Below are 25,107 nucleotides of genomic sequence, written 5' to 3' on the forward strand. Positions count from 1 at the left end.
TATCGCCATGTCCCTTGGCAACTCCGCAACCACTGACCCCAGGACGGCGTTCGCCATCGCACCGCCGACGTTGTCCACCGCCCTGGTGATATTTCTCGCGTTCTGCTGCGGCGCAGTCGTCGCCAACCTCTATTACGCGCAGCCGATCGTGGAGCTGATCGCCCCTTCCATTGGTCTTTCCACCGCTCACGCCAGCCTGATCGTCTCCCTGACCCAGTTCGGCTACGCCCTGGGTCTGCTGTTCCTGGTACCCCTGGCAGACCTGCTGGAGAACCGGCGACTGCTGGTGGGCTTTACCCTTGCTGCGGCCCTGTGTCTGGCTGCCGCAGCGTTGAGCCACACGCCGTCGCTGTTCCTCGTCTGCTCGTTGCTGATCGGCCTGACCTCGGTAGCGGTGCAGATCCTCGTGCCGCTGGCCGCGCACATGGCCCCGGAAGAGTCCCGTGGCCGCGTGGTGGGCAACATCATGAGTGGCTTGCTGCTGGGCATCCTGCTGTCGCGGCCGCTGGCCAGTACCCTGGCCGAAGCCTTCGGCTGGCGAGGCGTGTTCTACAGCGCGGCGGCCCTGATGACGCTGATGGCGCTGGTGATGGGGCTGGTGCTGCCACGCCGGGTGCCCGCGCATCGGGCAAGCTATGGTGCGTTGATTGCCTCGGTGTTCGCATTGGCCCGCCGCTACACGGTGCTGCGCGAACGGTCCCTCTACCAGGGCTTGCTGTTTGCCAGTTTCAGCAGCTTCTGGACCATCGCCCCCATCGAGCTCGTCCGCCAGTACGGCTTCAGCCAGACCGAGGTCGCGATCTTCGCCCTGGTCGGCGCGGTTGGCGCCATCGCCGCGCCCATTGCCGGGCGTCTGGCCGATGCTGGGCACGGTACCCGCAGCACTGCCGTCGCCCTGTTACTGGCGCCCCTGGCATTGATCGCCGGCTCGCTACCGGGTGCTGGCTGGCTCTGGATGATCGTCACCGCTGTGCTGCTGGACTTCGCCGTGCAGTTGAACATGGTGCTCGGCCAACGTGAAGTTTACGCCCTCGACCCACACAGCCGGGCGCGTCTGAACGCGGTGTACATGACCAGCATCTTCGTTGGCGGAGCCCTGGGCTCGCTGATCGCCAGCCCGCTCTACGAGCACGTTGGCTGGGCGTCTTTCGCCTGTCTGTCGGCGTTGCCGCCCGCATTGGCAATGCTGGTATTCATCGTTCGGTTCCGCGCCTCAGCCAAAGGCTGAGGTCGCCGCTAGTCACGGCATACGACCGCAAGGTGGCGCTTCAAGGCACGTAGCTGGCGATTGTGGTGGAAGAAGAAGAGTGGGAGCAGGACCTCGATATCGGTCTGTTGCTCGGATGGAAATAGAAACCCAGGCATATCCCTTATGGACGGCATCGGGCAGCGGCAACACCGTAGGTGTGTGGGAAAAGGCTGATTGGGAGAGTGGATGGGGTAAGGCCGATTGGCGGCCCAGAAACGAAAAAAGCCCATGAAGTGGGCCTTTATCTGGGGAATTCTGGAGCGGGCGAAGGGAATCGAACCCTCGTCATGAGCTTGGGAAGCTCAGGTAATGCCATTATACGACGCCCGCGAAGGGTGCCATTTTTACCAGAAGCGAACCGCAAGGTGAAGCCCGAGGCAGTCACAAGTTACTGAAAATACTTGTACCTGCCCGGACGGCCACGCGCTCAAACGGCTACTGCCTGGTAGTCGGCAGCCTGCGGGCGCGCCATGCCCTTGGTGGCCGAGGTCTTGAGGAAGCCCAGCATGGCTTGTTGGGTCTGCATCCAGCCTGCCTTGTGCTCGACATCGACGAAGTGACCAGCGTTGTCGATGGTGGCGAAGCGGCAGTCACGCACGTGCTTGGCGAAGTGGCGGGCATCCTCGGCGGAGGTGTACTCGTCGCGCTCGCCGTTGATGAACAGCAGCGGGATGTCCAGGTCGGCCAGGCAGTCCACATAGCAGCGCGAGTCCATATTCAGCACCTGGCGGATGTGGAAGTGCATCTGCAGATACTCATGCTCGTCCAGGTTGCTGCAGTGCTTGTGGTTGAAGCGCTGGTACAGACCCGGCAGGTACTTGCCGATGGTGCTGTTCACCAGGCTGCCCACCGCGTCGCGGTCGAGCGCTGCCAGGCAGTCCAGACCACGGGTGAGGTAGTCCATCATCGGTTCATTGAGGATGGGCGAGAAGGACGTGACGACGGCCTTCTTGATCCGTGCCGGGCACTGGGCGAGGGCCAGCAGGGCGGAGACGCTGCCCCAGGAGAAGGACATCAGGTAGTCCACCCGGAAGCGCTCGATCAGGTGGAGGAGGATGTCGGCCTCGGTCTCCTTGCTGATGAAGCGGTCGTTGTCGTTGTGCGGCTTGGAGTGACCGGCATAGGGCTGGTCGAAGAGCACCACGTTGAAGTGCGGCTGCAGGTATTTCACTGTCTGCGCGAACGAGGCGGTCGTCGACAAGGAGCCGTTGACCAGAATGATGGTCTCCTTGGCTTCAGGATTGCCGTAGAACTCCGTGTAAACCTTGTACTGGCTGTGAATCTCGACGATGGCGGTTTCCGGCCTCATGTCGTTTCCTCCTGGCGCAGATGGGTCATGCAGGCGCTCTAACGGCTTGGCCCGCTCTAAGTCACGGCAGTAGGAAAACGCCTTTCGATGACAATCGAATGTCAGGCGAGAATTTTTAGAATTCTTTATATTTCAAGCGGTTAGGTCGAAAAAAGACAGCGAGATCCGGCGCTTCGAGAGCACCAGACGGGGTCTTCTAACCAGGCAGGGAACCTACGAGTGCAATGCACAAGATACCGCAGGGGAACGCTTAGACGATCGGCATGACTCTTTGGTCACGCTCTGACCTTGTGTCCGATTTAAGCAGGGCCTCTTTACACCCGCAAGCTTATTGAAAGGAAAAATTTTTGCAGTTCGTCGGGTTATTCGCTTCCCGATGTGACTCGCAGGAGACCTAGCTAAAAGTAGGCCACTTCTTCGGCGGTGAGCGGCCGGTAGTCGCCGGGCTGCAGGTGCGGGTCCAGCGTCAACGGCCCGATGCGTTCGCGATGCAGGCGCACGACCCGGTTGCGGAAGTGGCCGAACATGCGCTTGACCTGGTGGTAGCGCCCCTCGTGCAGGGTCAGGCGGGCGGAGCGGGTGCCGAGGATTTCCAACTGGGCGGGGAGGGTGGTCAGGTCCTCGTAGGCGAAGTAGAGCCCACTGGCGAAGGTGTCCGCGTACTCGGCGCCGATGGGCTGCTCGGTCTCGACGTAGTAGACCTTGGGCTGCTTGCTCCCGGGCAGGGTGAGCCGGCGCGACCAGAGGCCGTCGTTGGTGATCAGCAATAGGCCGGTGGTGGTGAGGTCCAGGCGCCCGCCGAGGTGCAGCTCGTGCTTGTCGGGCTCATTCAGCAGATCGAGCACGGTCGGATGCTCAGGGTGCTCCGTGGCACTGACGTGGCCGGAGGGCTTGTGGAGCATGAAGTAGCGCGCCGCCTTGCCGGCCTGGAGCAGCCGGTCATCCAGTTCCACCCGGTTGAATTCGCGGACTTCGAAGCGTCCGTCGGTCACCGATTGTCCATCCACGCGCACGCGGCCGGCGGCCAGCAGCAGGCGTGCATCCAGGCGGCTGAACTCGGGGAAATTGCTCAGAAATCGATCAAGGCGCATCAGTTTGGTGCATCGGGCGGCAGTGCCTGGGCGCAACGGGGACAGAGGCAGGCGCGGTCGATGTCCTCAGGCGGGATACGCTGGAGCGCGGCCGGATCGATGGGCGTCGTGAAGCACCAGCACGCCTGACCGGCACGGGACGGATCGGCCTGGGTGCACTGGTTGCTCTGGCCGCACAGCGGGCAGCGGGTCGGGTCGGAAGGCGCGCTCATGGTGTGGATCGGCGGCGGAAAGGGCGCAAGGTTGCAGCGTCGCGGCGCAAGCTGCAAGTCCGCTCCGATGGGCGCCGCCTTCCGGCGTTCCGGGTGTCAGCGGACGTTGCCGTCTGGCGTCGATCGCCTAGGCTCGAATATGCAAGGTGAAGGTGTCTGAAAGCGACGTGGTCGGATTCACAAATTTCTGAAGGACTGCGAGAAGCTGACGCATAATCGCGGTCTATCGATACTGTTACCCACCATTCAGAGCAGAGCTGCCTCGTGTCCACCAACATCACAGTCGTCAATAAAGCCAAGGCCTGGTCCGCTCACGGTGTCACCGCCACCGGCGTCGTGCTGGCCCTGATGGCCATTCTCGCCCTGTTCGACAACCAGCCCCGCGATTGCCTCCTCTGGCTGGGGGCGGCGCTGCTGGTAGATGGCCTCGATGGCACCTTCGCCCGACGGGTGCAGACCAGCACCATGCTGCCGAACTTCGATGGCTCCACCCTGGACCTGGTGATCGACTACCTCACCTACGTCTTCATCCCTGCCATCTTCATCTACCGCTACATCGACCTGCCCGAGCACACGGCGCTGGTCACCGTGAGCCTGATCCTGGTGTCGTCGCTGTTCTGCTTCTGCAACCTGAACATGAAGAGCAGCGACAACTACTTCGTCGGCTTCCCCGCCGCCTGGAACGTCGTGGCGCTCTACATCTGGATCATCGAGCCGTTGCCGGTGGTGAGCCTGCTGCTGATCTGCGTCCTCGCCGCCCTGACCCTGACCAAGCTGAAGTTCCTCCACCCGTTCCGGGTGCGCAAGCTGATGCCGCTGAACATCGTGGTCACCTTCGTGTGGATGATCAGCAGCATGTTCCTCATCCTTCAGCACCCCTTCTACAAGTCACTGGTGCTGGGCATCTGGTGGCTGGCTTCGGCCTATTTCGTGGGCATCTGCCTGTGGCGCAGCCTGCTGGACTGGACCCATAAGCTGAAGGCCTGACGTCCACTCGTCTTTCCTGCGGGAGGGTATTCATTCGCGAATGAATGCCCTCCCGCAGTCGTTTCTGCCCGCTGAAATCCTGCCTGATTGGTCACCTCGTATTCGCGCCAATTGGCCGTAGGTCACTCGCCCCACCAGCAGTAGCTTGGAGGCATCCCTTCCCACCACGAGGATGCCCCGATGACCCCGCGCCTGGATTACTACGCGGCTTCTCCCGATGCGCTCAAGGCGATGCTCGCCCTGGAGGCCGCGGTGAGCAAACTGCCCCTGGAGAAGCCGCTGCTGGAGTTGGTGAAGCTGCGCGCCTCGCAGATCAATGGCTGCGCCTTCTGTGTTGATCTGCACGCCCACGACGCCCGCAAGCGTGGCGAAACCGAACGCCGCCTGTTCGCGGTTGCCGTCTGGCGCGAGAGTCCTTTCTTCACCGTCCGCGAGCGCGCCGCGCTGGCGTGGACGGAGGCCCTGACCCGGCTTGCCGAGACCCATGCCCCGGATGAGGACTACGCGCTGCTCGCCGCTGAGTTCAGCGAACGCGAGCGGGTGGACCTGACCCTGGCCATCAACACCATCAACTCCTGGAACCGGCTGGCTGTCGGCTTCCGCAAAGTCCCGAGCGAGTGACACGACCATGCGCAATCTGAAAACCCTTTCCGCACTCACGGCCGGCCTGATGCTGATGAGCCTCCAGGCGGCTTACGCCCATGAAGCCGGCGACGGCCACGAAAAAGTCACCGTGCTGCAGGAGCAGAGCCCGGCCAATGCACCGGGCAAGAAAGCTCTCCTGCTGACCGTCGATTACGCGCCGGGGCAGCGCTCCGCCGCCCACCTCCACCCGGGCTCGGTGCTCGCCTATGTGGTGGAAGGGGAAGTGATCTCCCAAATCAAGGGGCAGGAGCCCAAGCTCTACAAGGCCGGCGAAAGCTGGTACGAACCCGCCGGCAGCGCCCATCTGCAGTCGCGCAATGCCAGCGAAACCAAGCCGGCGAAGCTGGTGGCGTGGGTGCTGAACGACGAGAAAGCGCCGGTTCTGGAGCCTTACGAACAGTGAGCTGCGGGCGTCGTCTTTCTTGTGGGGGTGAATCCGCTTACCAACTGGTCAGTTCTTGGCCCGGCTGAGATTCCGTACGCGGTGCGCATGGCGCACCCTACGGTCGAGCCCGGATCAAGGCGGGCGTACGGTAGGGTGCGCCGCGCGCACCGGTACTTCAGGCTGGCGCGGCGCTTCCGGTTACCAGAGCGGCAAGGTGTAGCTGAGGATCAGCCGGTTCTCGTCCAGATCGTTGCCGAAATGGGTCGAGCGCAGGGTTGCGTTGCGCCACTTGAGGCCGAGGTTCTTCAGTGGTCCGCTTTGCACCACATAGGCGATGTCGGTGTCGCGCTCCCATTCCTTGCCATCCTTGCGCCCGGCGCCCAACTCGACGCCATCGCCGCTGAGGTAACGGGTCATGAAGGTCAGCCCGGGAATGCCCAGGGCGGCGAAGTTGTAGTCGTAGCGGGCCTGCCAGGAGCGCTCCTCGCGGTTGGCGAAGTCGCTGATCTGCACGAAGTTCACCAGGTAGGCGTCGCTGCCGTTGACGTAAGCAAAGCCGGTGTCGCCGCCCATCCGCTGGTAGCCGAGGCCCAGGGCGTGGCCGCCGATGCCGTAGGTGAACATGGCGCCGAAGGCTTGGTTGTCGACGTTGCTGTTGCCCTCGTCGGTAGAGCGGGCGAAGCGCAGGTCGCTCTTCAGGCTCTGCCCGTCACCCAGTGACAGCAGGTGGTTCAGGGTCAGCATGTGCTGGCGGTAGAAGTCGTCCAGGCGGCCGAAACCGTAGCCGGTGGTGAGGCTGTCGTTCCACTTGTAGCTGAGGTTGGCGAAGTCGAAGGCGTCGCTGGTGACCTGGCGCGCACGGATGTTCTTCACCCCGATCGTGGTGATGGAAAGGTCCTCGTAGTCGGAGGAGTCGCGCTGGTTGACCTGGCGCAGGTGCCCGGCATCGAAGGTCAGGCCGTCGATCTCCAGGGAATTGAGCTGACCGCCCTCGAAGGTCTGCGGCAGCAGGCGCGAGTCATTGGCCAGCAGCACCGGCAGCTTGGGCATCAGCGTGCCGAGCTTGAGGGTGCTTTTCGAGGCGCGCAGTTTGGCGGTCAGGCCCAGTTCGCCGTACTCGTCCTGGGCGCGTTTGGGCGCTTCGCGATCGCGCTTGAGCAGGCCCGAGCCGGCACGGTCGGGGCTTGAATCGAGCTTCACGCCGAGCAGACCGATCGCGTCCACCCCAACGCCAATGCTGCCTTCGGTAAAGCCTGACTCATAACGCAACAGGAAGCCCTGGGCCCATTCCTCGGCTTTGGCCTGGGGCGCGGCGTGCTGGCGGAAGTCGCGATTGAAGTAGAAGTTGCGCAGCTCCAGGCTGGCCTTGGAGTCCTTGACGAAGTCCGCCAGGGCCGGCGTGGAAAGGCCGAGAACGCCGCCGGCCAGGAGCAGCCCGGTGGTGAGGGTATTGCGGTGCATGGAGAGTCCTCTTGTTTTTCTTTTCGGGGTACAGCGGGAATAAAAAAGGCGCGGACCAAAGGAGCCCGGACCGCGCCATGCTCAACAGCGGGGCGGCAGCTTTGCTGCGGGGGCAGGAGTGGCACGGCCGTCTGGCCGAGCCCCCCGAATCAATGGCTGCTGGCGGCGGCCGCTCCGAGGCCGGTCTGGGCGCGGACGAACTGGTCGTCGTAGGCGGCGCGTTCACGGCTGGCGCGGGTGCTGCGGTCGAGGCTGGACACCACCACGATCACGGCGAATGCCAGGGGCATGGAGAAGAGCGCCGGGTGGTCGTAAGGGAAGATGGCCTTGGCATGGCCAAGCACCGTCACCCATACGGCGGGGGAGAGGATTACCAGCACCAGAGCGCTGACCAGGCCGGTCAATCCGCCCCAGAGGGCGCCTCGGGTGGTCAGGCCTTTCCAGTACATGGCCATGATCAGCACCGGGAAGTTGGCCGAAGCGGCCACGCCGAAGGTCAGGCCGACGAGGAAGGCGATGTTCATCTGTTCGAACAGCAGCCCCAGACCGATGGCCACCAGGCCCAGGCAGACCGTGGCGATGCGGCTGACACGCATCTCCTCGCGTTCGCTGGCAAGACCCTTGCGCAGCACGGTGGCGTAGAGGTCGTGAGAGATGGCCGAGGCTCCGGCCAGCGCCAGGCCGGACACCACGGCGAGGATAGTGGCGAAGGCCACGGCGGAGAGGAAACCGAGGAACAGGTTGCCGCCCACTGCCTTGGCCAGGTGCATGGCCACCATGTTGCCGCCGCCCACCAGGGCGCCTCCCAGCTTGCCGTCGACGAAGTACTGCGGGTCGGTGCCGACGATGACGATGGCGGTGTAGCCGAGCACGCAGACGACCAGGAAGAAGAAACCGATGAAACCGGTGGCGAACAGCACCGAGCGGCGGGCCTCCCTGGCATTGGGCACGGTGAAGAAGCGCATCAGGATATGCGGCAGGCCGGCGATGCCGAACACCAGGCCGAGGGACAGGGACACGGCGTTGATCGGGTCCGCCAGCAGGGAGCCGGGGCCCATGATGCCGTTACCGATGGCGTGTGCGTCCACCGCACGGCTGGCGAGGTTTTCGAAGCTGAAGCCGAACTCGTCCATGGCCATCAGCACCAGGGTGGTACCGCCGGCCAGCAGCAGGACGGCCTTCACGATCTGCACCCAGGTGGTGGCGATCATGCCGCCGAAGATCACGTAGACCAGCATCAGCATGCCGACGACGACCACCGCGATCTGGTAGTCCAGGCCGAACAGCAGCTTGATCAACTGGCCGGCACCCACCATTTGCACGATGAGGTAGCAGCAGACCACGGTCAGCGAGCCGAGGGCGGCGAAGCTGCGCACGCGGGTCTGATCGAGGCGGTAGGAGACGATGTCGGCGAAGGTGTACTTGCCGAGGTTGCGCAAGCGTTCGGCCATCAGGAAGGTGATCACCGGCCAGCCGACGAAGAAGCCGATGGTGTAGACGAAGCCATCGTAGCCCTTGGCGAATACCAGGCTGGACAGGCCCAGCAGGGTTGCCGCCGACATGTAGTCACCGGCAATGGCCAGGCCGTTCTGGAAGCCGGAGATACCGCCGCCAGCGGTGTAGAAGTCCGACGCCGAGCGGGTACGCCGGGCGGCCCACCAGGTGATGACGAGGGTGGCCATGACAAAGACGAAGAACATGCCGATGGCGTGCAGGTTGAGCGGTTGCCGGGTGCCGGCGTCGATTGCGGCGAAGGCCCCTGCGGGCATCAAGGCGAAGAGGGCGAGCAGTGCTTTCATGCCTTGGCCTCCTCGATGATCTCGGCGCTCAGAGCGTCGAAGCGGTTATTGGCATGACGGACGTAGCAGGCGGTCAACAACCAGGAAAAGATGATGATGGCGGCCCCCACCGGGATGCCGCGGCTGAGGTGGCTGCCTTCGTACAGCGGCAGGTGCAGCCAGCCCGGCACGAAGGCCACCAGCATGATGAAGAGGTAATAGACCCCCAGCACCAGGGCGCTGAGGGACCAGGCCAGCACGGCCCGCTGGTGGGCCAGGCGCTGGAATTTCGGGTTGGACCGGATGCGTTGGAAGCTTTGGTTGTGAGGTGTTTCGTGGGTACTCATGACGGGCTCCGCTTGTTGTTGTTGTCGATGCCTGTTGCTGGCCGCCGCAGCTTTTCCGGGCATGCGGCGGCCCCTGGCGGCAGCCATTGGCTGCCGCCCTGTTCCTGAGCGCTTCGGGGTGTCCGGACGGGCCGGATTCAGTTAGAGGTTTTTCGCCATGTCCCGCAGGACGTACTTCTGGATCTTGCCGGTTGAGGTCTTCGGCAACTGAGTGAAAATCACCGTCTTCGGCACCTTGAATCCCGCGAGGTGTTCGCGGCAGAAGGCGATGATGTCGGCCTCACGGGTTTCCTGCTGGTCCGCTTTCAGCGTGATGAAGGCGCAGGGGGTTTCGCCCCATTTCTCGTCGGGGCGTGCCACCACGGCGGCTTCCAGCACGGCCGGATGGCGATAGAGCACGCCTTCCAGTTCGATGGTGGAGATGTTCTCGCCGCCGGAGATGATGATGTCCTTCAACCGGTCGCGGATTTCCACGTAGCCGTCCGGGTGCCAGACCGCCAGGTCGCCGGTGTGGAACCACCCGCCCTCGAAGGCTTCGCTGGTGGCGCTGGGGTTCTTCAGGTAGCCCTTCATCACGGTGTTGCCGCGCATGAAGATCTCGCCGATGGTCTGGCCGTCCAGGGGCACTGGCTCCAGGGTTTTCGGGTCGGCCACCATCACCCCTTCGAGGGTGGGGTAGCGCACGCCCTGGCGGGATTTGATACGGGCCCGCTCCTCGAGGGGCAGCGCGTCCCACTTCTCGTGCCAGGCGCAGACAGTCACCGGCCCGTAGACCTCGGTGAGGCCGTAGACGTGGGTGACGCGGATGCCCATTTCCTCCACCGCCCCGATGACCTTGGCCGGCGGAGCCGCGCCCGCCACCATGGCATTCACCGGATGGTCGATGGCGGCCTTGGCCGATTCGGGCATGTTCACCAGGGCGTTGAGCACGATTGGCGCGCCGCACAGGTGGCTGACCTGATGTTCGCGGATCAGGTTGAGGATCTTCTGCGGGTCCACCCGGCGCAGGAACACATGCACGCCGGCCAGGGCGGTGACGGTCCAGGGGTAGCACCAGCCGTTGCAGTGGAACATCGGCAGCGTCCAGAGGTAGACCGGGTGGTTGCCCATGTTCCAGGTCATCTGGTTGCCCAGGGCGTTCAGGTAGGCGCCGCGGTGGTGATAGACCACGCCCTTGGGGTTGCCGGTGGTGCCGGAGGTGTAGTTGAGGGAGATGGCCTGCCATTCGTCTTCCGGCCACTGCCAGGCGAATTCAGGGTCGCCTTCGGCCAGCAGCGCTTCGTAGTCCAGGTCGCTCACGGCGAGGCCTTCGCCGTATTCCGGGTCATCGACGTCGATCACCAGTGGCGGGTGGTCGAGCATGCCGATGGCGGCGTGGATCACCTCATGGAACTCACGGTCGGTGATCAGCACCCTGGCCTCGCCGTGCTGCAGCATGAACGCGATGGCTTCGGCGTCCAGGCGCACGTTCAGGGTATTGAGCACGGCACCGATCATGGGCACGCCGAAGTGCGCCTCCAGCATGGCGGGGATGTTCGGCAGCATCACCGCCACCGTGTCGCCCTTGCCGATGCCACGACCGGCCAAGGCAGACGCCAGGCGCCGGCAGCGCGCGTAGGTTTCGGCCCAGTTGCGGCGGATGGAACCGTGGATCACGGCCGGGTAGTGGGGGTAAACGGCGGCGGTGCGCTCGATGAAGCTGAGGGGGGAGAGGGCGATGTGGTTGACGGCGGCAGGGGCAAGGCCCTGATCGTAGATCGACATGCTGGATACCCGGCGGCTGATTATTAGCTCTTCTTCACCGGCTCATTCGGGGAGGCCGGCAGATCTCTGGGGGATTTATATACCAGTCGTATAGTTGTATGGAAGTAGTTCTATAGTCATATAGTATAAATACTATATGTTTATCATTTTGTCGGTAGGGTTGGCCTCAGACTGCCAGTGAGCGGTATATGCTTGCCCACCCACGCCGCTGGACCTGCCATGACCCAGACACCGGTTCGACTCAACACCTGGCTGCGCCTGCAGCGCGAGGACGTGCTTCTGGTCGACCGCGCCGACGCCTTGTGCCGGGCGCTGCGTGCCTGCCCCGAGGTTCGGCATGCCTATTACCTGAGCTGGCAGGCCGGTGCGCGCATCTACAGCCATGAAGGCAGCGGCCAGCAGTTGCCGCCAGGGCAGGGCGACCCTTTGCAGGCGAGCGATGAAGCCCTGGCCTCCCGCCTGGAGTTGGAGGGACGGCTGGGCCTGGACCAGGTGCGCCAGATGGATTGCTGGCTGGCCGGCCGTCTTCGCCGGGCCGCCATCAGCCACGGCCAGCTCTTCGCCCTGGCGCTGGAGGAGGGTCTTCCGGGGCTGCTGCTGCTGGAGGTGAAGGAGGGCGTCAGCCTGGACTGGCTGGGCTGGGTCTACGAATTGCTGACGACTCTGGTCGGCAGCGTCAACGGCCTTCTGCGCGCCTCGCCACTGCTGGGGCACGATCCGCAACCGAGCTTGCTGGTCGATGCCGAGGCCCGGCCGCTTGAGCTGAACGCCGCGCTGTTGACGCTGCTCGGAGAGGCGCCACTGGCCGAGGTGCTGCGCTTCCTGCCGGTGAACCATGCATCCCTGGTACGCGCCTGCCTTGCCCAGAAGCGCGCCATCGAGGGGGTGGAGGCGCAGTGCGGCGAGCGGGTGCTGATCTGGACCTATATCCCCGATCCCCAGGAGCGCCGGGTGCTGGCGCGTTGTCGTGAAGCTACCGCGCAGATCCTGGCCGAGCGCGAGGCGGCACGGGCAAGGCGGCTGTACCGGTTGATCACCGAGAACACCACCGACCTGATTTCCCGTCATACCCCGGAGGGCCGATTCCTCGATGCCTCCCCGGCTTCCTGGACGTTACTCGGCTATTGGCCGGAAGAACTGCGCGGACAGTTCGCCCAGTGCCTGTTTCATCCCCAGGAACTGGCCCACCTGGTGCAGCTGGCTCGCGACGCCCTGGAGCAGGACGGCTACTACACCATGACCTACCGCATCCGCCATCGCATGGGGCATTACCTCTGGTTCGAGACCGCCAGCCGCGCCATCCGCGAGACCTACACCGGCGCTGTGGTGGAAGTGGTCAGCGTGTCCCGTGATATCACCGCTCGGGTCGAGGCGGAGGAGAACAAGCGGCGTCTGGCTGAAGTGGTGGAAGCCAACACCGACCCGGTGCTCTTCGTCGATCCGGCCGGGCATATCACGTACCTCAATCCGGCAGCGCGGCGTGCGCTGGGACTGGGGCCGCAACAGCCGGCGCCAGCACTGGACCAGATCGTCGCCGCCGACGACCTTGCGCGCTTGCAACGGGACGGCTGGCGCACCGCCGAGCGCCACGGCGTGTGGAAGATCGACACGCGCCTGCAGCCGCCGGCCGGTGGCGCTTCGGTTCCAGTTTCGATGGTGCTGCTGGCTCACAACACGGCGGGCGGCGAGCGCTACTACTCGCTGGTGGCTCGGGACATGACCGAGCGTGAACTGCGCGAAGCCCAGCAGCGCCGCCATCAGGACGAACTGGCCCACACCGCCCGGCTGGTTACCCTGGGGGAACTGGCTTCGGGCATCGCCCACGAGATCAACCAGCCCCTGGCGGCGGTGATGAACTACGCCGGAGCCAGCCAGCGCTACCTGCAATCCCTGGGTAACAACCCCAAGGCCGCCGAGCGGGTGGCCCAGGGGTTGGAGCGCATCACCGAGCACGCCCATCACGCTTCGGAAGTGATCAAGCGCCTGCGCGCTTTCCTGCGCAAGGGGCAGCGGCGCATGCAGGCCCTCGACGTGGCCGAAGTCGCCCGGGAGGCGGTGCGCCTCTGCGCCTGGGAAGCCGTTGCCAGCCAGGTGGCGATCGAAGAGCAATTGCCGGAGAATCTGCCGTCGGTCTACGCCGACCGGGTGCTGCTGGAGCAGGTGCTGCTGAACCTGTTGCGCAATGCCATCGACGCCAATCGAGAGGCCCATCCGGGGCGGGATTCGCTGATCTGGCTGGGGGCCCGAGTCGGGAAGGGACACCTGATCATCGAAGTGCGCGACCAGGGGCCGGGTCTGGGCGAAGAGGAACTGACGCGCATCTTCACCCCCTTCTACACCAGCAAGCCGGATGGCCTGGGCCTGGGGTTGTCGATGAGTCGCAGCATCATCGAAGGATTTGGCGGCTCTCTCGACGGGATGCCGGACGAGGCGGGCGGATTGCTGATGCGCTGCTGCCTGCCGCTGCAATAACAAGAATCGAAAAGGAGGGGGATTGATGTCCAACGGTGGCGAACAGGTGGTCTACGTGGTGGATGACGACCAGGGCATGCTGGACTCCACTGTCTGGCTGCTGGAGTCGGTGGGCCTCAAGGCCCTGCCATTCACCAGTGGTCGGGCCTTCCTCGACTCCTGTGATGCCAGCCTTGACGCCTGCGTGCTGCTGGACGTGCGCATGCCCGGCATGGGCGGCCTCAACGTGCAGGAAGAAATGCGAAGCCGGGGCCTTGATCTGCCGACCATCTTCGTCAGCGGTCACGCAGACGTGCCCATTGTGGTTCGCGCCTTCAAGGCCGGCGCCCGTGACTTCATCGAGAAGCCCTACAACGAACAGTTGCTGCTGGACAGCGTGCAACAGGCCCTCTCCAGCTTCGACCAGAAGCGCTCGACCTCGGGCGGGCAAGGGCATCTGCAGGAACGCCTGGACAGCCTGACGCCCCGCGAGCGTGATGTGCTGCTTCCCCTGGTGCAGGGCTACACCAACCGCGAAATCGCCGAGCAGTTGGACATCAGCGTGAAGACCGTCGACCTCTACCGCTCCCGGGTGATGAAGCGCATGCAGGCCGAACGCCTGCCAGACCTGGTGGGCATGGCTATCGCGGCGGGGTTGGTGGATCCGTTGAACCTGCGTTGATCAGCAGCGAATTTCCTACAAGCCCAGCGGCCGCTTTCAATCAATCTCTAATGTTTAGCCATCGCTAACCCAAAGATAGAAAAACCTGAATTTTATTGACCCTTTGCGCCGTGCGAGCCTGCTGGGCATTCCAATAACACGGCTTTCCCTCATGGGTTGTCCCACTCCGCTCCAATCGCTGCTGGCCGCCTTGCCCCTTGGGCTGGTACGCGCCGTGCGCCGTGCTCCCGGAGTGACACCCAAGGTCCAGTTCTCCCGCAAGTGGGCCGCCCATCTCCTGATTTCCCTGCCGCTCGAACTCGCCTTCTGGGCGCTCTGGCATTGCCGCCACGCTCGTCCGCCGGATAGCGCTCTCGCCTGATCCCCGCCGCCACTCGCGCGGCAATTCCTACCTAGAACGAGAATGTTATCCCTCGCCCCAGTCGGTGAGGGCCTGATTGCGTGCCTGCGGGCACTAAAGAGAGCGCCATGAAATTTGCCAGCGTGCAGGAAGCCCGGGATTTCCTCGAGCAGAACCCGGACATCGACGCCTTTGAACTCTTCATCCTCGACGCCAACGGCGTTCCTCGCGGCAAGCTGCTGCACCGCGACGAACTGCTGGCGGTCTACGAGAGCGGTCGCCCGCTGCCCAGCACCATCCTCGGCCTGACCATGCACGGCGAGGATGTGGATGACTCCGGCCTGGTCTGGGATGTGGGTGACATCGACTGCCGTGCCTACCCGCTGGCTGGCAGCCTGGTGCGCCTGCCCTGGCGCAAGATGCCCACCGCCGCCGTGCAGGTCTGCATGCACCCGCAGGAGGGCATGCCCGCCGCCATCGCCGATCCGCGCCACGTGCTGGTCGAAGTGATCGACCGCCTCAAGGCCGATGGCTTCCACCCCGTGATGGCCTGCGAGCTGGAGTTCTATCTGCTGGACCAGAAGCGCGACGCCGCCGGCCGCCCGCAACCGGCGCTGGACGCCGACGGCAACCGCCCGCGCAGCACCCAGGTCTACGGCCTGCGTGAGCTGGAGCAGATCGAGCCGTTCCTCGCCGACCTCTATGCCGCCTGCAAGGCGCAAGGCATTCCGGCCCGTACCGCCATTTCCGAATACGCGCCGGGCCAGGTAGAGATCACCCTCGAACATGGCGACGCGCTCGACGCCATGGACCAGGCCGTGCGCTACAAGCGCCTGGTCAAGGGCGTGGCCCATGCCCACGGCATGCAGGCCTGCTTCATGGCCAAGCCCTTCGCCGAGATCGCCGGCACCGGCATGCACATGCACGTGAGCCTGGCCGATGGCGAAGGCCGCAACCTGTTCGCCAGCGAGGACCCGGCCGGCACACCTCTGCTGCGTCAGGCGGTGGGCGGCATGCTCGAGAGCCTGCTGGATTCGCTGCTGATGTTCTGCCCCAACGCCAACTCCTACCGCCGCTTCCAGGCCAACAGCTACGCGCCCCTGGCGCCGACCTGGGGTGTGGATAACCGCACCGTGAGCCTGCGCGTGCCGGGCGGCCCGGCCAACAGCCGACACATCGAGCACCGCATCTGTGGCGCTGACGCCAACCCCTACCTGGCCGCCGCCGCGATCCTCGCCGGTATCCACCGTGGCATCCGTGAAAACATCGATCCGGGTCGCCCGATCGAAGGCAATGGCTATGCCCAGGCCAAGGAACTGCTGCCCACCGACTGGCTCACTTCGCTGCGCGCCCTGGAGAAGTCCAGCTGGGCCCGCGATGCCTTCGGCACAGCCTTCCTCGGCGTCTATCTGGCCGTGAAGCGCGCCGAGTACCGCCAGTTCATGTCCGAAGTCGGCGAGCAGGACTGGCGCTGGTACCTGACCCAGGCCTGAACCTGAATTCCCGTGTTGATTCGAGGCTGTTCTTGTCGGGGCGAAATCATTCGCCAAGCAGGCCGAAGGTCTGCCCTGACAGCCTCGTGCATTTTCAAAGGACTCCACCCATGACCGCTGCAATCAAACACCCGCTGCCCGCCCCCGAGCGTGCGCCGTCCTATTACTCCGCGACCCTCAACGAGGAGACCGCCTACCCGACCCTCGAAGGTGAGGTGAACGTCGACGTCGCCATTATCGGCGGCGGTTTCACCGGCGTTGCCACCGCCGTGGAAATGGCCGAGCGCGGCTACAAGGTGGCGCTGGTGGAAACCCACAAGATCGGCTGGGGCGCCACCGGCCGCAACGGTGGCCAGGTCACCGGCAGCCTCTCCGGCGATGCGGCCATGCGCAAGCAGATGAGCCGTTTCATCGGCCAGGACGTGGATGACTTCATCTGGTACCTGCGCTGGCGCGGCCACGAGATCATCAAGAGCCGCGTAGCCAAGTACGGCATCCAGTGCGACCTCAAGCATGGCCACCTGCATGCGGCCATGAAGGCTTCGCACATGGACGAACTGAAGGCGTCCTATGAAGAAGCAGTGCGTCGCGGCATGGGCGATGACGTGACCCTGCTGGACGCCGCCGGTGTGCGCGAGCATCTGGATTCCGACCTCTATGTCGGCGCCATCAAGAACACCCGCAACATGCACCTGCACCCGCTGAACCTGTGCATCGGCGAGGCCAAGGCCGCCGCCAGCCTCGGCGCGCTGATCTTCGAACACTCCGAGGTGCAGGACATCATCCACGGCGATCGCCCGGCGGTGATCACCAGCCGTGGCCGGATCAACGCCGCGCAGATACTGCTGGCCGGCGACGTGTACCACAAGCTGGAGCGCAAGCAGCTCAAGGGCATGATCTTCCCGGCCATGGGCGGCATCGTCACCACCAAGCCCCTGGGCGACCTGGCCAAGCAGATCAACCCCCAGGACCTGGCCGTCTACGACTGCCGTTTCGTCCTCGACTACTACCGCATGACCGCCGACGGCCGTCTGCTGTTCGGCGGTGGCGCCAACTATTCCGGGCGCGACTCCCGCGATATCGAGGCGGAGCTGCGGCCCTGCATCGAGCGTACCTTCCCGAAGCTCAAGGGCGTGGACATCGACTTCAAGTGGAGCTGCGCCATGGGCATCGTCATCAACCGCATTCCGCAGCTGGGCAAGCTGTCGAAGAACGTCTGGTACTGCCAGGGCTACTCCGGTCACGGCGTGGCCACCACCCACATCATGGGTGAGGTCATGGCCAATGCCATGAGCGGCAGCCTGGAGAAATTCGACACCTTCTCCCGTTGCCAGCACATCCGCGTGCCCCTGAGCGAGCGCCTGGGCAACCACATGCTGGCGATGGGCATGTGGTACTACCAGATGATGGAAAAGCTGCGCTGACCGATTTGTTGTGCGTCCTTGATAAGCCGGCCTCGTGCCGGCTTCTTTTTGTCCGCTGTTCGAGCGCTGGGCAGCCGGTTGGCAATCGGGTTTCTGTTGTGGGGGCGATTTCAATCGCCAAGCGGGCCGAAGGTCCGCCCTTCGGTTCATTGGGGGCCGCTGCGCGTCCCTTGGCGAATGAATTCGCCCCTACACACGTAAGCGCGCGTCTGTCGGTGTTGGTCACTGGGTAGGATGGGTGGAGCGGAGCGATACCCATGCGGTGTGGATCGATGGGGGGCGAGCACACCAACAAAAAGCCCCGCATCTGCGGGGCTTTGAGAGGTACCGATTACAGGTCGAAGTCGTAATCGTTGAGTTGCTTCTGCAGACGCCGCTCTTCGAGGTAGTTGTCGATGATGCGACGCTTGGTCAGGTTGGTCTTCGCGGTTTCTGCCGGGGCGTCCGAATCGTCGGCATCCTCGGAGACGAAGTCTTCTTCGAGTTCGATGTCTTCTTTGGCTGCGGTCATAAGGTTCACTCCACAATGCGGGGCGCTATTGGCGCACCTTATAACGACAAAGCCAGGGCCGGTAAAAAAGATTTTTTCAATCGAAAACCCGACTGGATTAATGGGTTATCAATCGTCAGAAGTCTTCGCCTTGTATTCGCACAGATCCTCGATCCGGCACGCCCCGCAGCGCGGCTTACGTGCCACGCAGACGTATCGGCCGTGCAGGATCAGCCAGTGGTGGGCGTCCAGCAGGAATTCTTTGGGTACGAATTTCAGCAGCTTTTTCTCCACTTCCAGCACGTTCTTGCCGGGGGCGATGCCGGTTCGGTTGCTGACCCGGAAGATATGGGTGTCCACCGCCATGGTGGGCTGGCGGAAGGCGGTGTTGAGCACCACGTTGGCGGTCTTGCGGCCGACGCCGGGCAGGGCTTCGAGGTCTTCGCGGTTGTCCGGCACCTGGCTGCCATGTTTCTCGATGAGGATGCGGCAGGTCTCGATGACGTTCTTGGCCTTGCTGTTGTAGAGGCCGATGGTCTTGATGTACTCCGACAGGCCGTCCACGCCCAGGGCATGGATGGCTTCCGGGGTGTTGGCAACGGGGTAGAGCTTGGCCGTGGCCTTGTTCACGCCGACGTCCGTGGCCTGGGCGGAGAGGATCACTGCGATCAGCAGTTCGAAGGGAGTGCTGTAGGCCAGCTCGGTGGTGGGGTTGGGGTCGTCGTCGTGCAGGCGGCGGAAGATTTCGTAGCGTTTCGCGGCGTTCATCGGGTATCAGCGGTCCGGTTGGTCAGGCGGCGCCAGAGCGCCAGTAGCGTACCGATCAGGATAAAGGCTCCGGGCGCCAGGGCGAACAGGGGAATCCCGTCGGTGCCGAACTGGAGAGGCCAGCCGAGGGCGGCCGGCCCCAGCAGCCAGTCGAAGTGGGCGAAGAGGCTGGCATGGCCCAAAGCCTCACGCGAGGCGCCCAGCAGCAGGGCGAGCAGGGCGAAGAACAGGCCCGCGCGCAGACCTTCGAGGGCATCCGCTCGCTCCCGCAGTGCCAGTTGCAGGCAGGGCAGCACCAGCAGGTAGGGGAAGGGCCCCAGGGCGCGGTGCAGCTCGTAGGCCCCGGCCTGCAACAACAGGCTGGCCAGGCTTACCAGCAGAGCGGACAGCAGCAGGGCACTCAGCCAATAGGCGGTGTCTGTCAGGTGGCGGTCGAGGAGCGGCAGGGCCAGGCCGAACAGCGTGAGCAGGGGGAGGCCGATCAGGGCGAGCCCCGCCCCCTTCACCAGCAGGTCGGTGGCGCCCACCAGCAGGGCCAGACCCATCAGGCCGATGTAGCCGGGATTCATGGCGCAGTCTCCAGCAGTAATCGGCGATGGCCGTCGAAGTACTGCAACGCGTGCTGGGTGGCACTGACTACCGCGCGAGAGGTGATGGTGGCGCCGGCGATCTGGTCGAACTGGCCCTTGTCGGCCTTGACCCGCCATTCCGCCTCGGGATGGTTGGCCAGGGACGCGTCGGTGAACACCTTCAACCAGGGGCTGCGCGTGGATTCGATGCGGTCGCCGATGCCGGGGGTCTCGCGATGCCCCAGGACCTTGGAGGCCAACAACCGACCATCCGGGCGAATGGCCAGCAGCAGGTGGATCGGCCCCTCGTAGCCCTTGGCGGAGGCCGGCAGCAGCACCGCTACCGGAGTGCCCGCAAGGGTCGCCAGCCAGGCTTGCGTCGGTGCCGGGTTGCCCAGCAGTTCGCTGGGGGGCAGCGCGATGGGGCGGGCCAGGGGGTGATTGTCATAGCTGCCGGGGGGTAGCAGGTCCAGCAGGGCGCGTTCATCGGCGGCGAGGCGCCCGGCCTCGATCCGCTTGGCCAGCAGGTGGTCCGCGCCCGCCAGCAGTGCCAGGCCAAGGCCCGTCAGCAGGGCCAAGATCACCAGGCTGCGACCTTTCATGACTGCGCCTCCTGGCTGCGTGCGGCGAGGCGGTCGAGCGTGGGCACCAGCAGGTTCATCAGCAGGATGGCGAAGGCCATGCCGTCGGCATAGCCGCCCCAGGTGCGGATCACATAGACCAGCAGCCCGGTGCCGATGCCGAACAGCAGGCGGGCGCGGTCACTGCCGGCGCCGGAGACCGGTTCGGTGGCGATGAAGAAGGCCCCGAGCATGGTTGCGCCGCTGAACAGGTGGAACAGCGGTGAGCCGTTGGAGTCGGAGCCGGAGCCGTTCCAGCACAGCAGGCTGATGACGAAGAGGCTGGCCAGCAGCCCGACTGGCGCGTGCCAGCGGATCACCTTGCGTTGCAGCAGGAACAGGCCGCCGAGGAGGAACGCCAGGTTGACCCATTCCGCGCCACGCCCGCCGAAGCTGCCGAAGGCGATGTGTCCGGCGAAGAGTTCGTCGATGGTCAGGCGGTTGTTGTGCTTGAGGCTATCCAGGGCGGTGGCCTGGCTCCAGCCGTCCACCATGCCGCTCCCCAGGCCCAGCACCTGTTGCAGGGCATCGCCCAGGCCCGGGTGATGGCCCGGTGTGGGCCATTGGTTCAGGTGGGCGGGGAAGGCCATCAGCACCATCGCGTAGCCGAGCATGGCCGGATTGAAGGGGTTCTGGCCGAAGCCACCAAACAGCGCCTTGCCGAACAGGATGGCGAAAGTGCAGGCGCAGGCCGTGAGCCACCAGGGCGAGTAGGGCGGCAATGCCAGGCCCAGCAGTGTGGCGGTGACCAGGGCGCTGCCTTCCCCCAGCAGCGGCTGGTTGAACAGCGATGCTTCGGGCGCGGCGGGTTGGCGGCGCAGGTGGCGCACCAGCGCCTCGCAGGCGATGACCGTGACGAGGGCGACCAGCAGTTGCAGCACGCTGCCCCAGCCGTACTGCCAGAACAGCGCCAGCAGGCCCGGCAGGCAGGCCACCAGCACCAGTTGCATGCTGGGGCGTGGGTCGAAGGCCGGGCGGGTCGTCATGGCCGCTGAAGGTCAGGCGTGTTCAGCGAGGGCCCGCTCGGCCGTGGCCAGCCGCTCACGGGCCTGGGCCAAGGCGGCGGGGTCGGCGTCGGCCTGGCGCTCCAGCTTGCTGACTTCGGCGCGGGCGTAGGCCAGTTCGGTCTTCAGGGCGCGAGTGGCCGGGTCCACTGGTCGCTTTTCGATGCGCTGCAGGTTCGGCGGCTCCTTGCCGCTGGCGTCTTCGGCAGCGTGCAGGGCTTGTTCGGCGTCGGCCAGGGCCTGACGCAGGGGCGCCAGCTCGGCTTCATCGGCGCCTCGCTGCTCGGCGCTCTTCAGTTCCGCGCGGCGGCTGGCGAGGGCGATCTTGGCCTGCTTGAGGCGGGCCATGCCTTCGCTGGCGGAAGGGGCGCCTTGGGCGGCGTCCAGGCGCTGTTGGGCCTGTTCCACGGCCGCGCGCAGTTCTGCCAGTTGGGCTTGTTGCTCAGCCGTGGGCGCATCACCAAAGGCCTTTTCGGCCTTGCTCAACTGCGCACGGCTCATGGCCGCGGCGATCTTGGCCTGCTTGAGGGCGGCCTCATCCACGACCACAGGGCCTTCTGCTGGAACGTCCATTGCGGCTTTGAAAGCGGCCTGGGCCTTGTCGTTCGCGACGTGCAGTTCGGCAACCTGGGCCTTCAGGTCGGACGTGCCGTAGGTGTCGAACTGGGCTTCGGCCTTCTTCAGGGCCACCTGAGCCATGGCCGCTTCGATCTTCAGGCGCTTCTGCTGCTCGCTCAGGCTCGGGGTGGCGGCTTTCTGCGCTTTCACCCGTTCAATGGCGGCCTGCACCGCATCCGCCGGGGCGGCGGTGCTCTGCTGGGCCTGGGCGGCGCGGGCCGCGCGGGCCGCGCGGGCTTCCCGTTCGGCCTGGCGGCGGGCTTCGTCTCGAGCCAGCCGGGCATTACGGAATTCGAAGCGGGTACGAAACTGGTCGGCACGCTGGCGCTGGGCCGTGGCGGCAGGTTCGGCCAGGGGCAGGATATCGATGCAGTCCACCGGACAGGGCACCACGCACAGTTCGCAACCGGTGCACTCGTCGGTGATGACGGTGTGCATCTGCTTGGCTGCGCCGACGATCGCATCCACCGGGCAGGCCTGGATGCACTTGGTGCAGCCGATGCACTCGGCCTCGCGGATGAAGGCGATCTGCGGCGGCACCGGGCCGTTGGGCGCGTCCAGGGGCAGGATCGGGACGTGCAGCAGCTCGGCGATGGCCTGGATGGTGGGGGCGCCGCCAGGCGGGCACTTGTTGATGGCTTCGCCCTGGGCGATGCCTTCGGCGTAGGGCTTGCAGCCGGGGTGGCCGCACTTGCCGCACTGGGTCTGGGGGAGCAGGGCGTCGATGCTCCGGATCAGGCTGGCCGGGTTCATGGCGTCCCCATTCCGTTGAAGCCGAGGAAAGCCAGGCCCATCAGGCCGGCGCAGATCAGCAGCATGGGCGTGCCGCGAAAGGGCGCCGGCACCCGGCTGTCGTCCACTTGCTGGAGCAGGTCATCGAACAGGGTCAGCACCAGCCAGAAGCCCAGTCCGCCACCGATGCCGAGGCCCAGCGCAGTGCCAAAGCCACCGGCACTGCCGACCAGCATGGCGCCCAGGGCCGCGCCATTGGCCAGCAGCAGGGGCCAGAGGCCTTCCTGGCTCAGGTTCGGCCGCACGCGGGCGAGCAGCACGAGGCAGCCCCAGGCAAGCGAAACCAGCAGTGGCAGGAAGATGAACAGGCGCAACGAGTCGAGGCCCAGCGGAGCGAGTACGAGCTGGTCGAGCAGCCAGGCTACGGGCGTGGCCAGGGCGATGAGGGCGCCACCGGCCAGGGCGAGTGCCTGGCCGCGCGGCTGGCGCAAGCTGTCGGCGCCCAGGGGCAGGCCGAGAATCAGGTTGTTGACCAAGGCTGCGCCGAGCAGGGCGAAGAGAAAGTCGGTCATAGGGGCGGAACGTCGCCAGGCTGAAAAAAGGGCCGCGTATTATCCGGGATGCAACCGGAGCGGTACAGAGGCGCAGCCCGGATGGCTGGCGCCCTGCTACAAGGCTAGCTCAGGTCTGGAGTCGTTCAGTAGACGATGCAGGCGGCGTTGATCAGTCCGATGCAGAAGGCGCAGCCACCCAGCATCAGGCCGTGGGCGAGGTTGCCGGCGACGATCCCTTCCTTGAGTTCAGGTACCAGCCTGGAGATGGCGAGGAACACCAGCGACTGCACCAGCATGGCCACCAGCCCCCAGGCCAGCATGTCGCGCAGGCCGACGCTGTTGGCAATGCTGCTGGACAGCGGCAGGGCGAAGCCGATCAGGCTGCCGATCAGGGCGGCGGCAGCGGCCAGGTTGCCTTCGCGGATCAGGCGGATTTCCGCGTAGGGCGTCAGGCGCAGGTAGAGGTTGGCAAAGACGCAGAACAGGGCGATGGCCGATGCGAAGTAGGCCAGGAAGTTCGACAGGGCGTGCAGTAGTTCCATGGGCATGTTTCTCCTGGGCTGGTTTGGGCCAGCGTTCAATCGATGAAGTAGTGGGGGACGAAGCGGCTGCTGTCACGGGTAATCGGGCTGGCGTCTTCGCGGATGCCCAGGCCTGCGGCCTGGTCGCCGATGACCCAGCTGCCGAGCACGGCATGGTTGCCGTCTACCTCGGCCAGTGGCGCAAAGCCTTGGTAGATGAATGGACCCTGGCTCGGGCCGGGGCTTTCCAGACGCCGGTCGCCGTCGACGATGAGGATGTTTTCCCCTTCCCGCGAGTACAGCGGTTTGCGCACGTAGGCACCGGGCAGGTCGTCCTTGAAGCTGGCGGGCAGCAGGTTGGGATGGTCCGGGTAGCGCTGCCAGAGCAGCGGCAGCATCGCCTTGCTGGCCATCAGCAATTTCCAGGCGGGTTCCTGGAAGCGGACACCGCTGCTGGCGATGTGCTGGCCGAACTCATCCTGGAACAGCCATTCCCACGGATAGAGCTTGAAGCAATGGCGAATGGGCTGGTCGTCCAGATCGACGAAGCGGCCGCTGAACGGGTCGTGGCCGATCGACTCGATGGGCAGGTAACGCACGTCCAGCCCCGCCTGATTGGCCACGTCGAGCATGTACAGCGCGTTGCCGGTGTCTTCCTCGTGGCCGTCGATGGCAGCGAAGTGCACGGTGCCCTGGCCGATCTGCCGCCAGCGCGCGATCAGCTTTTCGTGCAGGGCGTTGAACTGGTCGGCCTCGGGACGCTGGTCATTGAGCCAATGCCATTGCACCACGCTGGCTTCCAACAGGCCGGTGGGGGTGTCGGCGTTGTACTCCAGCAGCTTGGGCTGACCCTGGCCATTCCAGGAGAAATCGAAGCGCCCGTAGAGGCATGGCTCGCGTCGCTGCCAGGAGTCGCGAATCAGCTCGATGGCCTGGGAGGGCAGGGCGAAGGGCTCGAAGTGTCCGCCACGGATGACCCAATCGACGGTTTCCAGGTAGCGCTGGTGCAGGTCTTCGGTGGCCGCTTCCAGGGTTTCGATCTGTTCCAGGCTGAACTGGTAGGCGACCGATTCATCCCAGTAGCGCCCGTCGATGCTGTGGAAGGTGAACCCCACTTCTTCGCAGCGGGACTGCCAGTTATTCCTCGGGGTGAAATGCACGCGTTGCATCAGCCGCCTCCGGAGAAGCGCGCACCGGAAGAACCGAACCCGGAGCGAGCGATCATGGTCCGGGACTGCGCGCGCCAGGTCTCGGCCGTCTTGGGGCGAGCACCACGTTCATAACTGGGGCCGTAATAACGGTCGCCACCACCAGAGCCACCGGAGCTGCCGCTCGAGCTGGAATCTTCGTTGCAGGCGCCGGGGGTGTTTCGCCAGTCGGCAAGGCAGTCCTCGCGCGTGGCGTACTGGTCCCGGTAGACCGGGCCATGGTGCAGGAAAGCCATCAGCAGGCCGCCAGTGAGCACGCTGTTGAACACGACGGAGGATTTCTTCATGGCTGCTTGGCCACAAATGGAGAGGGCGCAGAGCGCATAGCGACTTCCTTGTGCTTGGGGAATTCGGCCCCGAACGTTGTGGATCTGAAAACGCCCGCAAATGCGGGCGTTTTCGAGA

General features: G+C 64.9%; 26 protein-coding genes and 1 tRNA gene. 9 read left to right on the forward strand and 18 right to left on the reverse strand.

The genetic code is table 11. The features are described 5' to 3' along the window. Positions 1–7: 7 nt before the first annotated feature. Positions 8–1,228 carry an MFS transporter gene (locus TQ98_RS06630; RefSeq protein ID WP_044871682.1) on the forward strand — a complete coding sequence of 407 codons (1,221 nt, stop codon included), beginning with the start codon at positions 8–10 and terminating at the stop codon, positions 1,226–1,228. Between the two features lie 277 nt (positions 1,229–1,505). On the opposite strand, the gene TQ98_RS06635 is transcribed toward TQ98_RS06630, so the two are convergent. From TQ98_RS06635 to TQ98_RS06650, 4 genes are all read right to left on the reverse strand, one after another. Beyond that, positions 1,506–1,579, reverse strand: a tRNA-Gly gene (locus tag TQ98_RS06635). Between the two features lie 97 nt (positions 1,580–1,676). Beyond that, entirely contained in the window at positions 1,677–2,558 is an 882-nt protein-coding gene (locus TQ98_RS06640; protein WP_044871683.1) for an alpha/beta hydrolase, read from the reverse strand. A gap of 398 nt (positions 2,559–2,956) precedes the next feature. After that, a complete protein-coding gene (locus TQ98_RS06645) occupies positions 2,957–3,649 on the reverse strand; it encodes a pseudouridine synthase (protein WP_044871684.1) in 693 nt (230 codons plus the stop codon). Further along, the gene (locus TQ98_RS06650; RefSeq protein WP_082073212.1) at positions 3,649–3,861 is read right to left on the reverse strand and encodes a cysteine-rich CWC family protein; all 213 of its coding nucleotides are present in this window, start codon (positions 3,859–3,861) and stop codon (positions 3,649–3,651) included. Before TQ98_RS06650 ends, TQ98_RS06645 begins: the two co-directional genes overlap by 1 nt. 264 nt (positions 3,862–4,125) lie before the next feature. Between TQ98_RS06650 and pcsA the strand changes: the two genes are divergently transcribed. The 3 genes from pcsA (at position 4,126) to TQ98_RS06665 (ending at position 5,896) form a co-directional block, all read left to right on the forward strand. After that, positions 4,126–4,848, forward strand: a complete 723-nt coding sequence (gene pcsA, locus TQ98_RS06655; RefSeq protein ID WP_044871685.1) for a phosphatidylcholine synthase — start codon at positions 4,126–4,128, stop codon at positions 4,846–4,848. A gap of 180 nt (positions 4,849–5,028) precedes the next feature. Continuing rightward, positions 5,029–5,469, forward strand: a complete 441-nt coding sequence (locus TQ98_RS06660) for a carboxymuconolactone decarboxylase family protein (RefSeq protein ID WP_044871686.1) — start codon at positions 5,029–5,031, stop codon at positions 5,467–5,469. 7 nt (positions 5,470–5,476) lie between these two features. Then, complete coding sequence (locus tag TQ98_RS06665) at positions 5,477–5,896, forward strand: cupin domain-containing protein (protein WP_044871687.1); 420 nt, start codon at positions 5,477–5,479, stop codon at positions 5,894–5,896. Between the two features lie 180 nt (positions 5,897–6,076). Here the strand turns inward: TQ98_RS06665 and TQ98_RS06670 are convergent, their stop codons facing one another. The 4 genes from TQ98_RS06670 to TQ98_RS06685 form a co-directional block, all read right to left on the reverse strand. Further along, the gene (locus tag TQ98_RS06670; protein WP_044871688.1) at positions 6,077–7,339 is read right to left on the reverse strand and encodes an OprD family porin; all 1,263 of its coding nucleotides are present in this window, start codon (positions 7,337–7,339) and stop codon (positions 6,077–6,079) included. 149 nt (positions 7,340–7,488) lie between these two features. After that, the gene (locus TQ98_RS06675) at positions 7,489–9,108 is read right to left on the reverse strand and encodes a cation acetate symporter (RefSeq protein ID WP_242443190.1); all 1,620 of its coding nucleotides are present in this window, start codon (positions 9,106–9,108) and stop codon (positions 7,489–7,491) included. 26 nt (positions 9,109–9,134) lie between these two features. Then, on the reverse strand, positions 9,135–9,464 hold the full coding sequence (locus tag TQ98_RS06680) for a DUF485 domain-containing protein (RefSeq protein WP_044871690.1): 330 nt from the start codon (positions 9,462–9,464) through the stop codon (positions 9,135–9,137). A 141-nt stretch (positions 9,465–9,605) separates the two neighbouring features. Beyond that, positions 9,606–11,228: an acyl-CoA synthetase gene (locus TQ98_RS06685; protein ID WP_044871691.1), complete on the reverse strand. Its 1,623-nt coding sequence runs from the start codon at positions 11,226–11,228 to the stop codon at positions 9,606–9,608. 219 nt (positions 11,229–11,447) lie between these two features. On the opposite strand from TQ98_RS06685, the gene TQ98_RS06690 reads away from it, so the two are divergent. The 5 genes from TQ98_RS06690 (at position 11,448) to TQ98_RS06710 (ending at position 17,618) form a co-directional block, all read left to right on the forward strand. Next, a complete protein-coding gene (locus TQ98_RS06690; RefSeq protein ID WP_103102895.1) occupies positions 11,448–13,700 on the forward strand; it encodes a PAS domain S-box protein in 2,253 nt (750 codons plus the stop codon). Between the two features lie 25 nt (positions 13,701–13,725). Then, complete coding sequence (locus TQ98_RS06695; RefSeq protein ID WP_044871692.1) at positions 13,726–14,361, forward strand: response regulator; 636 nt, start codon at positions 13,726–13,728, stop codon at positions 14,359–14,361. A gap of 151 nt (positions 14,362–14,512) precedes the next feature. Beyond that, the gene (locus TQ98_RS06700; RefSeq protein ID WP_082073168.1) at positions 14,513–14,722 is read left to right on the forward strand and encodes a hypothetical protein; all 210 of its coding nucleotides are present in this window, start codon (positions 14,513–14,515) and stop codon (positions 14,720–14,722) included. A gap of 107 nt (positions 14,723–14,829) precedes the next feature. Continuing rightward, entirely contained in the window at positions 14,830–16,194 is a 1,365-nt protein-coding gene (locus TQ98_RS06705; RefSeq protein ID WP_044871693.1) for a glutamine synthetase family protein, read from the forward strand. A 110-nt stretch (positions 16,195–16,304) separates the two neighbouring features. Next, positions 16,305–17,618: an FAD-binding oxidoreductase gene (locus TQ98_RS06710; protein WP_044871694.1), complete on the forward strand. Its 1,314-nt coding sequence runs from the start codon at positions 16,305–16,307 to the stop codon at positions 17,616–17,618. A 331-nt stretch (positions 17,619–17,949) separates the two neighbouring features. Here the strand turns inward: TQ98_RS06710 and TQ98_RS06720 are convergent, their stop codons facing one another. The 10 genes from TQ98_RS06720 to TQ98_RS06765 form a co-directional block, all read right to left on the reverse strand. Next, a complete protein-coding gene (locus tag TQ98_RS06720) occupies positions 17,950–18,129 on the reverse strand; it encodes a hypothetical protein (RefSeq protein WP_044871695.1) in 180 nt (59 codons plus the stop codon). A gap of 108 nt (positions 18,130–18,237) precedes the next feature. Continuing rightward, positions 18,238–18,876: an endonuclease III gene (gene nth, locus TQ98_RS06725; protein WP_044871696.1), complete on the reverse strand. Its 639-nt coding sequence runs from the start codon at positions 18,874–18,876 to the stop codon at positions 18,238–18,240. Next, positions 18,873–19,445, reverse strand: coding sequence for an Rnf-Nqr domain containing protein (locus tag TQ98_RS06730; RefSeq protein ID WP_044871697.1), 573 nt, complete (start codon positions 19,443–19,445; stop codon positions 18,873–18,875). The genes nth and TQ98_RS06730 overlap by 4 nt, the downstream gene beginning before the upstream one ends. Next, positions 19,442–20,047: an RnfABCDGE type electron transport complex subunit G gene (locus TQ98_RS06735; protein WP_044871698.1), complete on the reverse strand. Its 606-nt coding sequence runs from the start codon at positions 20,045–20,047 to the stop codon at positions 19,442–19,444. Before TQ98_RS06735 ends, TQ98_RS06730 begins: the two co-directional genes overlap by 4 nt. After that, positions 20,044–21,051: an RnfABCDGE type electron transport complex subunit D gene (locus tag TQ98_RS06740; RefSeq protein WP_044871699.1), complete on the reverse strand. Its 1,008-nt coding sequence runs from the start codon at positions 21,049–21,051 to the stop codon at positions 20,044–20,046. Before TQ98_RS06740 ends, TQ98_RS06735 begins: the two co-directional genes overlap by 4 nt. A gap of 12 nt (positions 21,052–21,063) precedes the next feature. After that, positions 21,064–22,440 (reverse strand): electron transport complex subunit RsxB, encoded by a 1,377-nt coding sequence (gene rsxB / locus TQ98_RS06745; RefSeq protein ID WP_044871700.1) that lies wholly within the window; start codon positions 22,438–22,440, stop codon positions 21,064–21,066. After that, positions 22,437–22,991: an Rnf-Nqr domain containing protein gene (locus TQ98_RS06750; protein ID WP_044871701.1), complete on the reverse strand. Its 555-nt coding sequence runs from the start codon at positions 22,989–22,991 to the stop codon at positions 22,437–22,439. The genes rsxB and TQ98_RS06750 overlap by 4 nt, the downstream gene beginning before the upstream one ends. A gap of 125 nt (positions 22,992–23,116) precedes the next feature. Continuing rightward, positions 23,117–23,515 carry a DUF350 domain-containing protein gene (locus tag TQ98_RS06755; protein WP_044871702.1) on the reverse strand — a complete coding sequence of 133 codons (399 nt, stop codon included), beginning with the start codon at positions 23,513–23,515 and terminating at the stop codon, positions 23,117–23,119. Positions 23,516–23,550: 35 nt separating this feature from the next. Beyond that, complete coding sequence (locus TQ98_RS06760; protein WP_044871703.1) at positions 23,551–24,663, reverse strand: glutathionylspermidine synthase family protein; 1,113 nt, start codon at positions 24,661–24,663, stop codon at positions 23,551–23,553. Then, on the reverse strand, positions 24,663–24,989 hold the full coding sequence (locus TQ98_RS06765; protein ID WP_052659169.1) for a hypothetical protein: 327 nt from the start codon (positions 24,987–24,989) through the stop codon (positions 24,663–24,665). The genes TQ98_RS06760 and TQ98_RS06765 overlap by 1 nt, the downstream gene beginning before the upstream one ends. Positions 24,990–25,107: the final 118 nt, after the last annotated feature.

It is taken from the genome of Pseudomonas sp. LFM046 (genome assembly GCF_000949385.2).
Lineage (GTDB): Bacteria > Pseudomonadota > Gammaproteobacteria > Pseudomonadales > Pseudomonadaceae > Metapseudomonas.

Excerpts from the sequence above, each read along its gene's own strand:
- TQ98_RS06630 (WP_044871682.1), top strand. The coding sequence starts at position 8 with ATGTCCCTTGGCAACTCCGCAACCACTGACCCCAGGACGGCGTTCGCC.
- TQ98_RS06640 (WP_044871683.1), bottom strand. The coding sequence starts at position 2,558 with ATGAGGCCGGAAACCGCCATCGTCGAGATTCACAGCCAGTACAAGGTT.
- TQ98_RS06645 (WP_044871684.1), bottom strand. The coding sequence starts at position 3,649 with ATGCGCCTTGATCGATTTCTGAGCAATTTCCCCGAGTTCAGCCGCCTG.
- TQ98_RS06650 (WP_082073212.1), bottom strand. The coding sequence starts at position 3,861 with ATGAGCGCGCCTTCCGACCCGACCCGCTGCCCGCTGTGCGGCCAGAGC.
- TQ98_RS06660 (WP_044871686.1), top strand. The coding sequence starts at position 5,029 with ATGACCCCGCGCCTGGATTACTACGCGGCTTCTCCCGATGCGCTCAAG.
- TQ98_RS06665 (WP_044871687.1), top strand. The coding sequence starts at position 5,477 with ATGCGCAATCTGAAAACCCTTTCCGCACTCACGGCCGGCCTGATGCTG.
- TQ98_RS06670 (WP_044871688.1), bottom strand. The coding sequence starts at position 7,339 with ATGCACCGCAATACCCTCACCACCGGGCTGCTCCTGGCCGGCGGCGTT.
- TQ98_RS06675 (WP_242443190.1), bottom strand. The coding sequence starts at position 9,108 with ATGCCCGCAGGGGCCTTCGCCGCAATCGACGCCGGCACCCGGCAACCG.
- TQ98_RS06680 (WP_044871690.1), bottom strand. The coding sequence starts at position 9,464 with ATGAGTACCCACGAAACACCTCACAACCAAAGCTTCCAACGCATCCGG.
- TQ98_RS06685 (WP_044871691.1), bottom strand. The coding sequence starts at position 11,228 with ATGTCGATCTACGATCAGGGCCTTGCCCCTGCCGCCGTCAACCACATC.
- TQ98_RS06690 (WP_103102895.1), top strand. The coding sequence starts at position 11,448 with ATGACCCAGACACCGGTTCGACTCAACACCTGGCTGCGCCTGCAGCGC.
- TQ98_RS06695 (WP_044871692.1), top strand. The coding sequence starts at position 13,726 with ATGTCCAACGGTGGCGAACAGGTGGTCTACGTGGTGGATGACGACCAG.
- TQ98_RS06700 (WP_082073168.1), top strand. The coding sequence starts at position 14,513 with ATGGGTTGTCCCACTCCGCTCCAATCGCTGCTGGCCGCCTTGCCCCTT.
- TQ98_RS06705 (WP_044871693.1), top strand. The coding sequence starts at position 14,830 with ATGAAATTTGCCAGCGTGCAGGAAGCCCGGGATTTCCTCGAGCAGAAC.
- TQ98_RS06710 (WP_044871694.1), top strand. The coding sequence starts at position 16,305 with ATGACCGCTGCAATCAAACACCCGCTGCCCGCCCCCGAGCGTGCGCCG.
- TQ98_RS06720 (WP_044871695.1), bottom strand. The coding sequence starts at position 18,129 with ATGACCGCAGCCAAAGAAGACATCGAACTCGAAGAAGACTTCGTCTCC.
- nth (WP_044871696.1), bottom strand. The coding sequence starts at position 18,876 with ATGAACGCCGCGAAACGCTACGAAATCTTCCGCCGCCTGCACGACGAC.
- TQ98_RS06730 (WP_044871697.1), bottom strand. The coding sequence starts at position 19,445 with ATGAATCCCGGCTACATCGGCCTGATGGGTCTGGCCCTGCTGGTGGGC.
- TQ98_RS06735 (WP_044871698.1), bottom strand. The coding sequence starts at position 20,047 with ATGAAAGGTCGCAGCCTGGTGATCTTGGCCCTGCTGACGGGCCTTGGC.
- TQ98_RS06740 (WP_044871699.1), bottom strand. The coding sequence starts at position 21,051 with ATGACGACCCGCCCGGCCTTCGACCCACGCCCCAGCATGCAACTGGTG.
- rsxB (WP_044871700.1), bottom strand. The coding sequence starts at position 22,440 with ATGAACCCGGCCAGCCTGATCCGGAGCATCGACGCCCTGCTCCCCCAG.
- TQ98_RS06750 (WP_044871701.1), bottom strand. The coding sequence starts at position 22,991 with ATGACCGACTTTCTCTTCGCCCTGCTCGGCGCAGCCTTGGTCAACAAC.
- TQ98_RS06755 (WP_044871702.1), bottom strand. The coding sequence starts at position 23,515 with ATGGAACTACTGCACGCCCTGTCGAACTTCCTGGCCTACTTCGCATCG.
- TQ98_RS06760 (WP_044871703.1), bottom strand. The coding sequence starts at position 24,663 with ATGCAACGCGTGCATTTCACCCCGAGGAATAACTGGCAGTCCCGCTGC.
- TQ98_RS06765 (WP_052659169.1), bottom strand. The coding sequence starts at position 24,989 with ATGAAGAAATCCTCCGTCGTGTTCAACAGCGTGCTCACTGGCGGCCTG.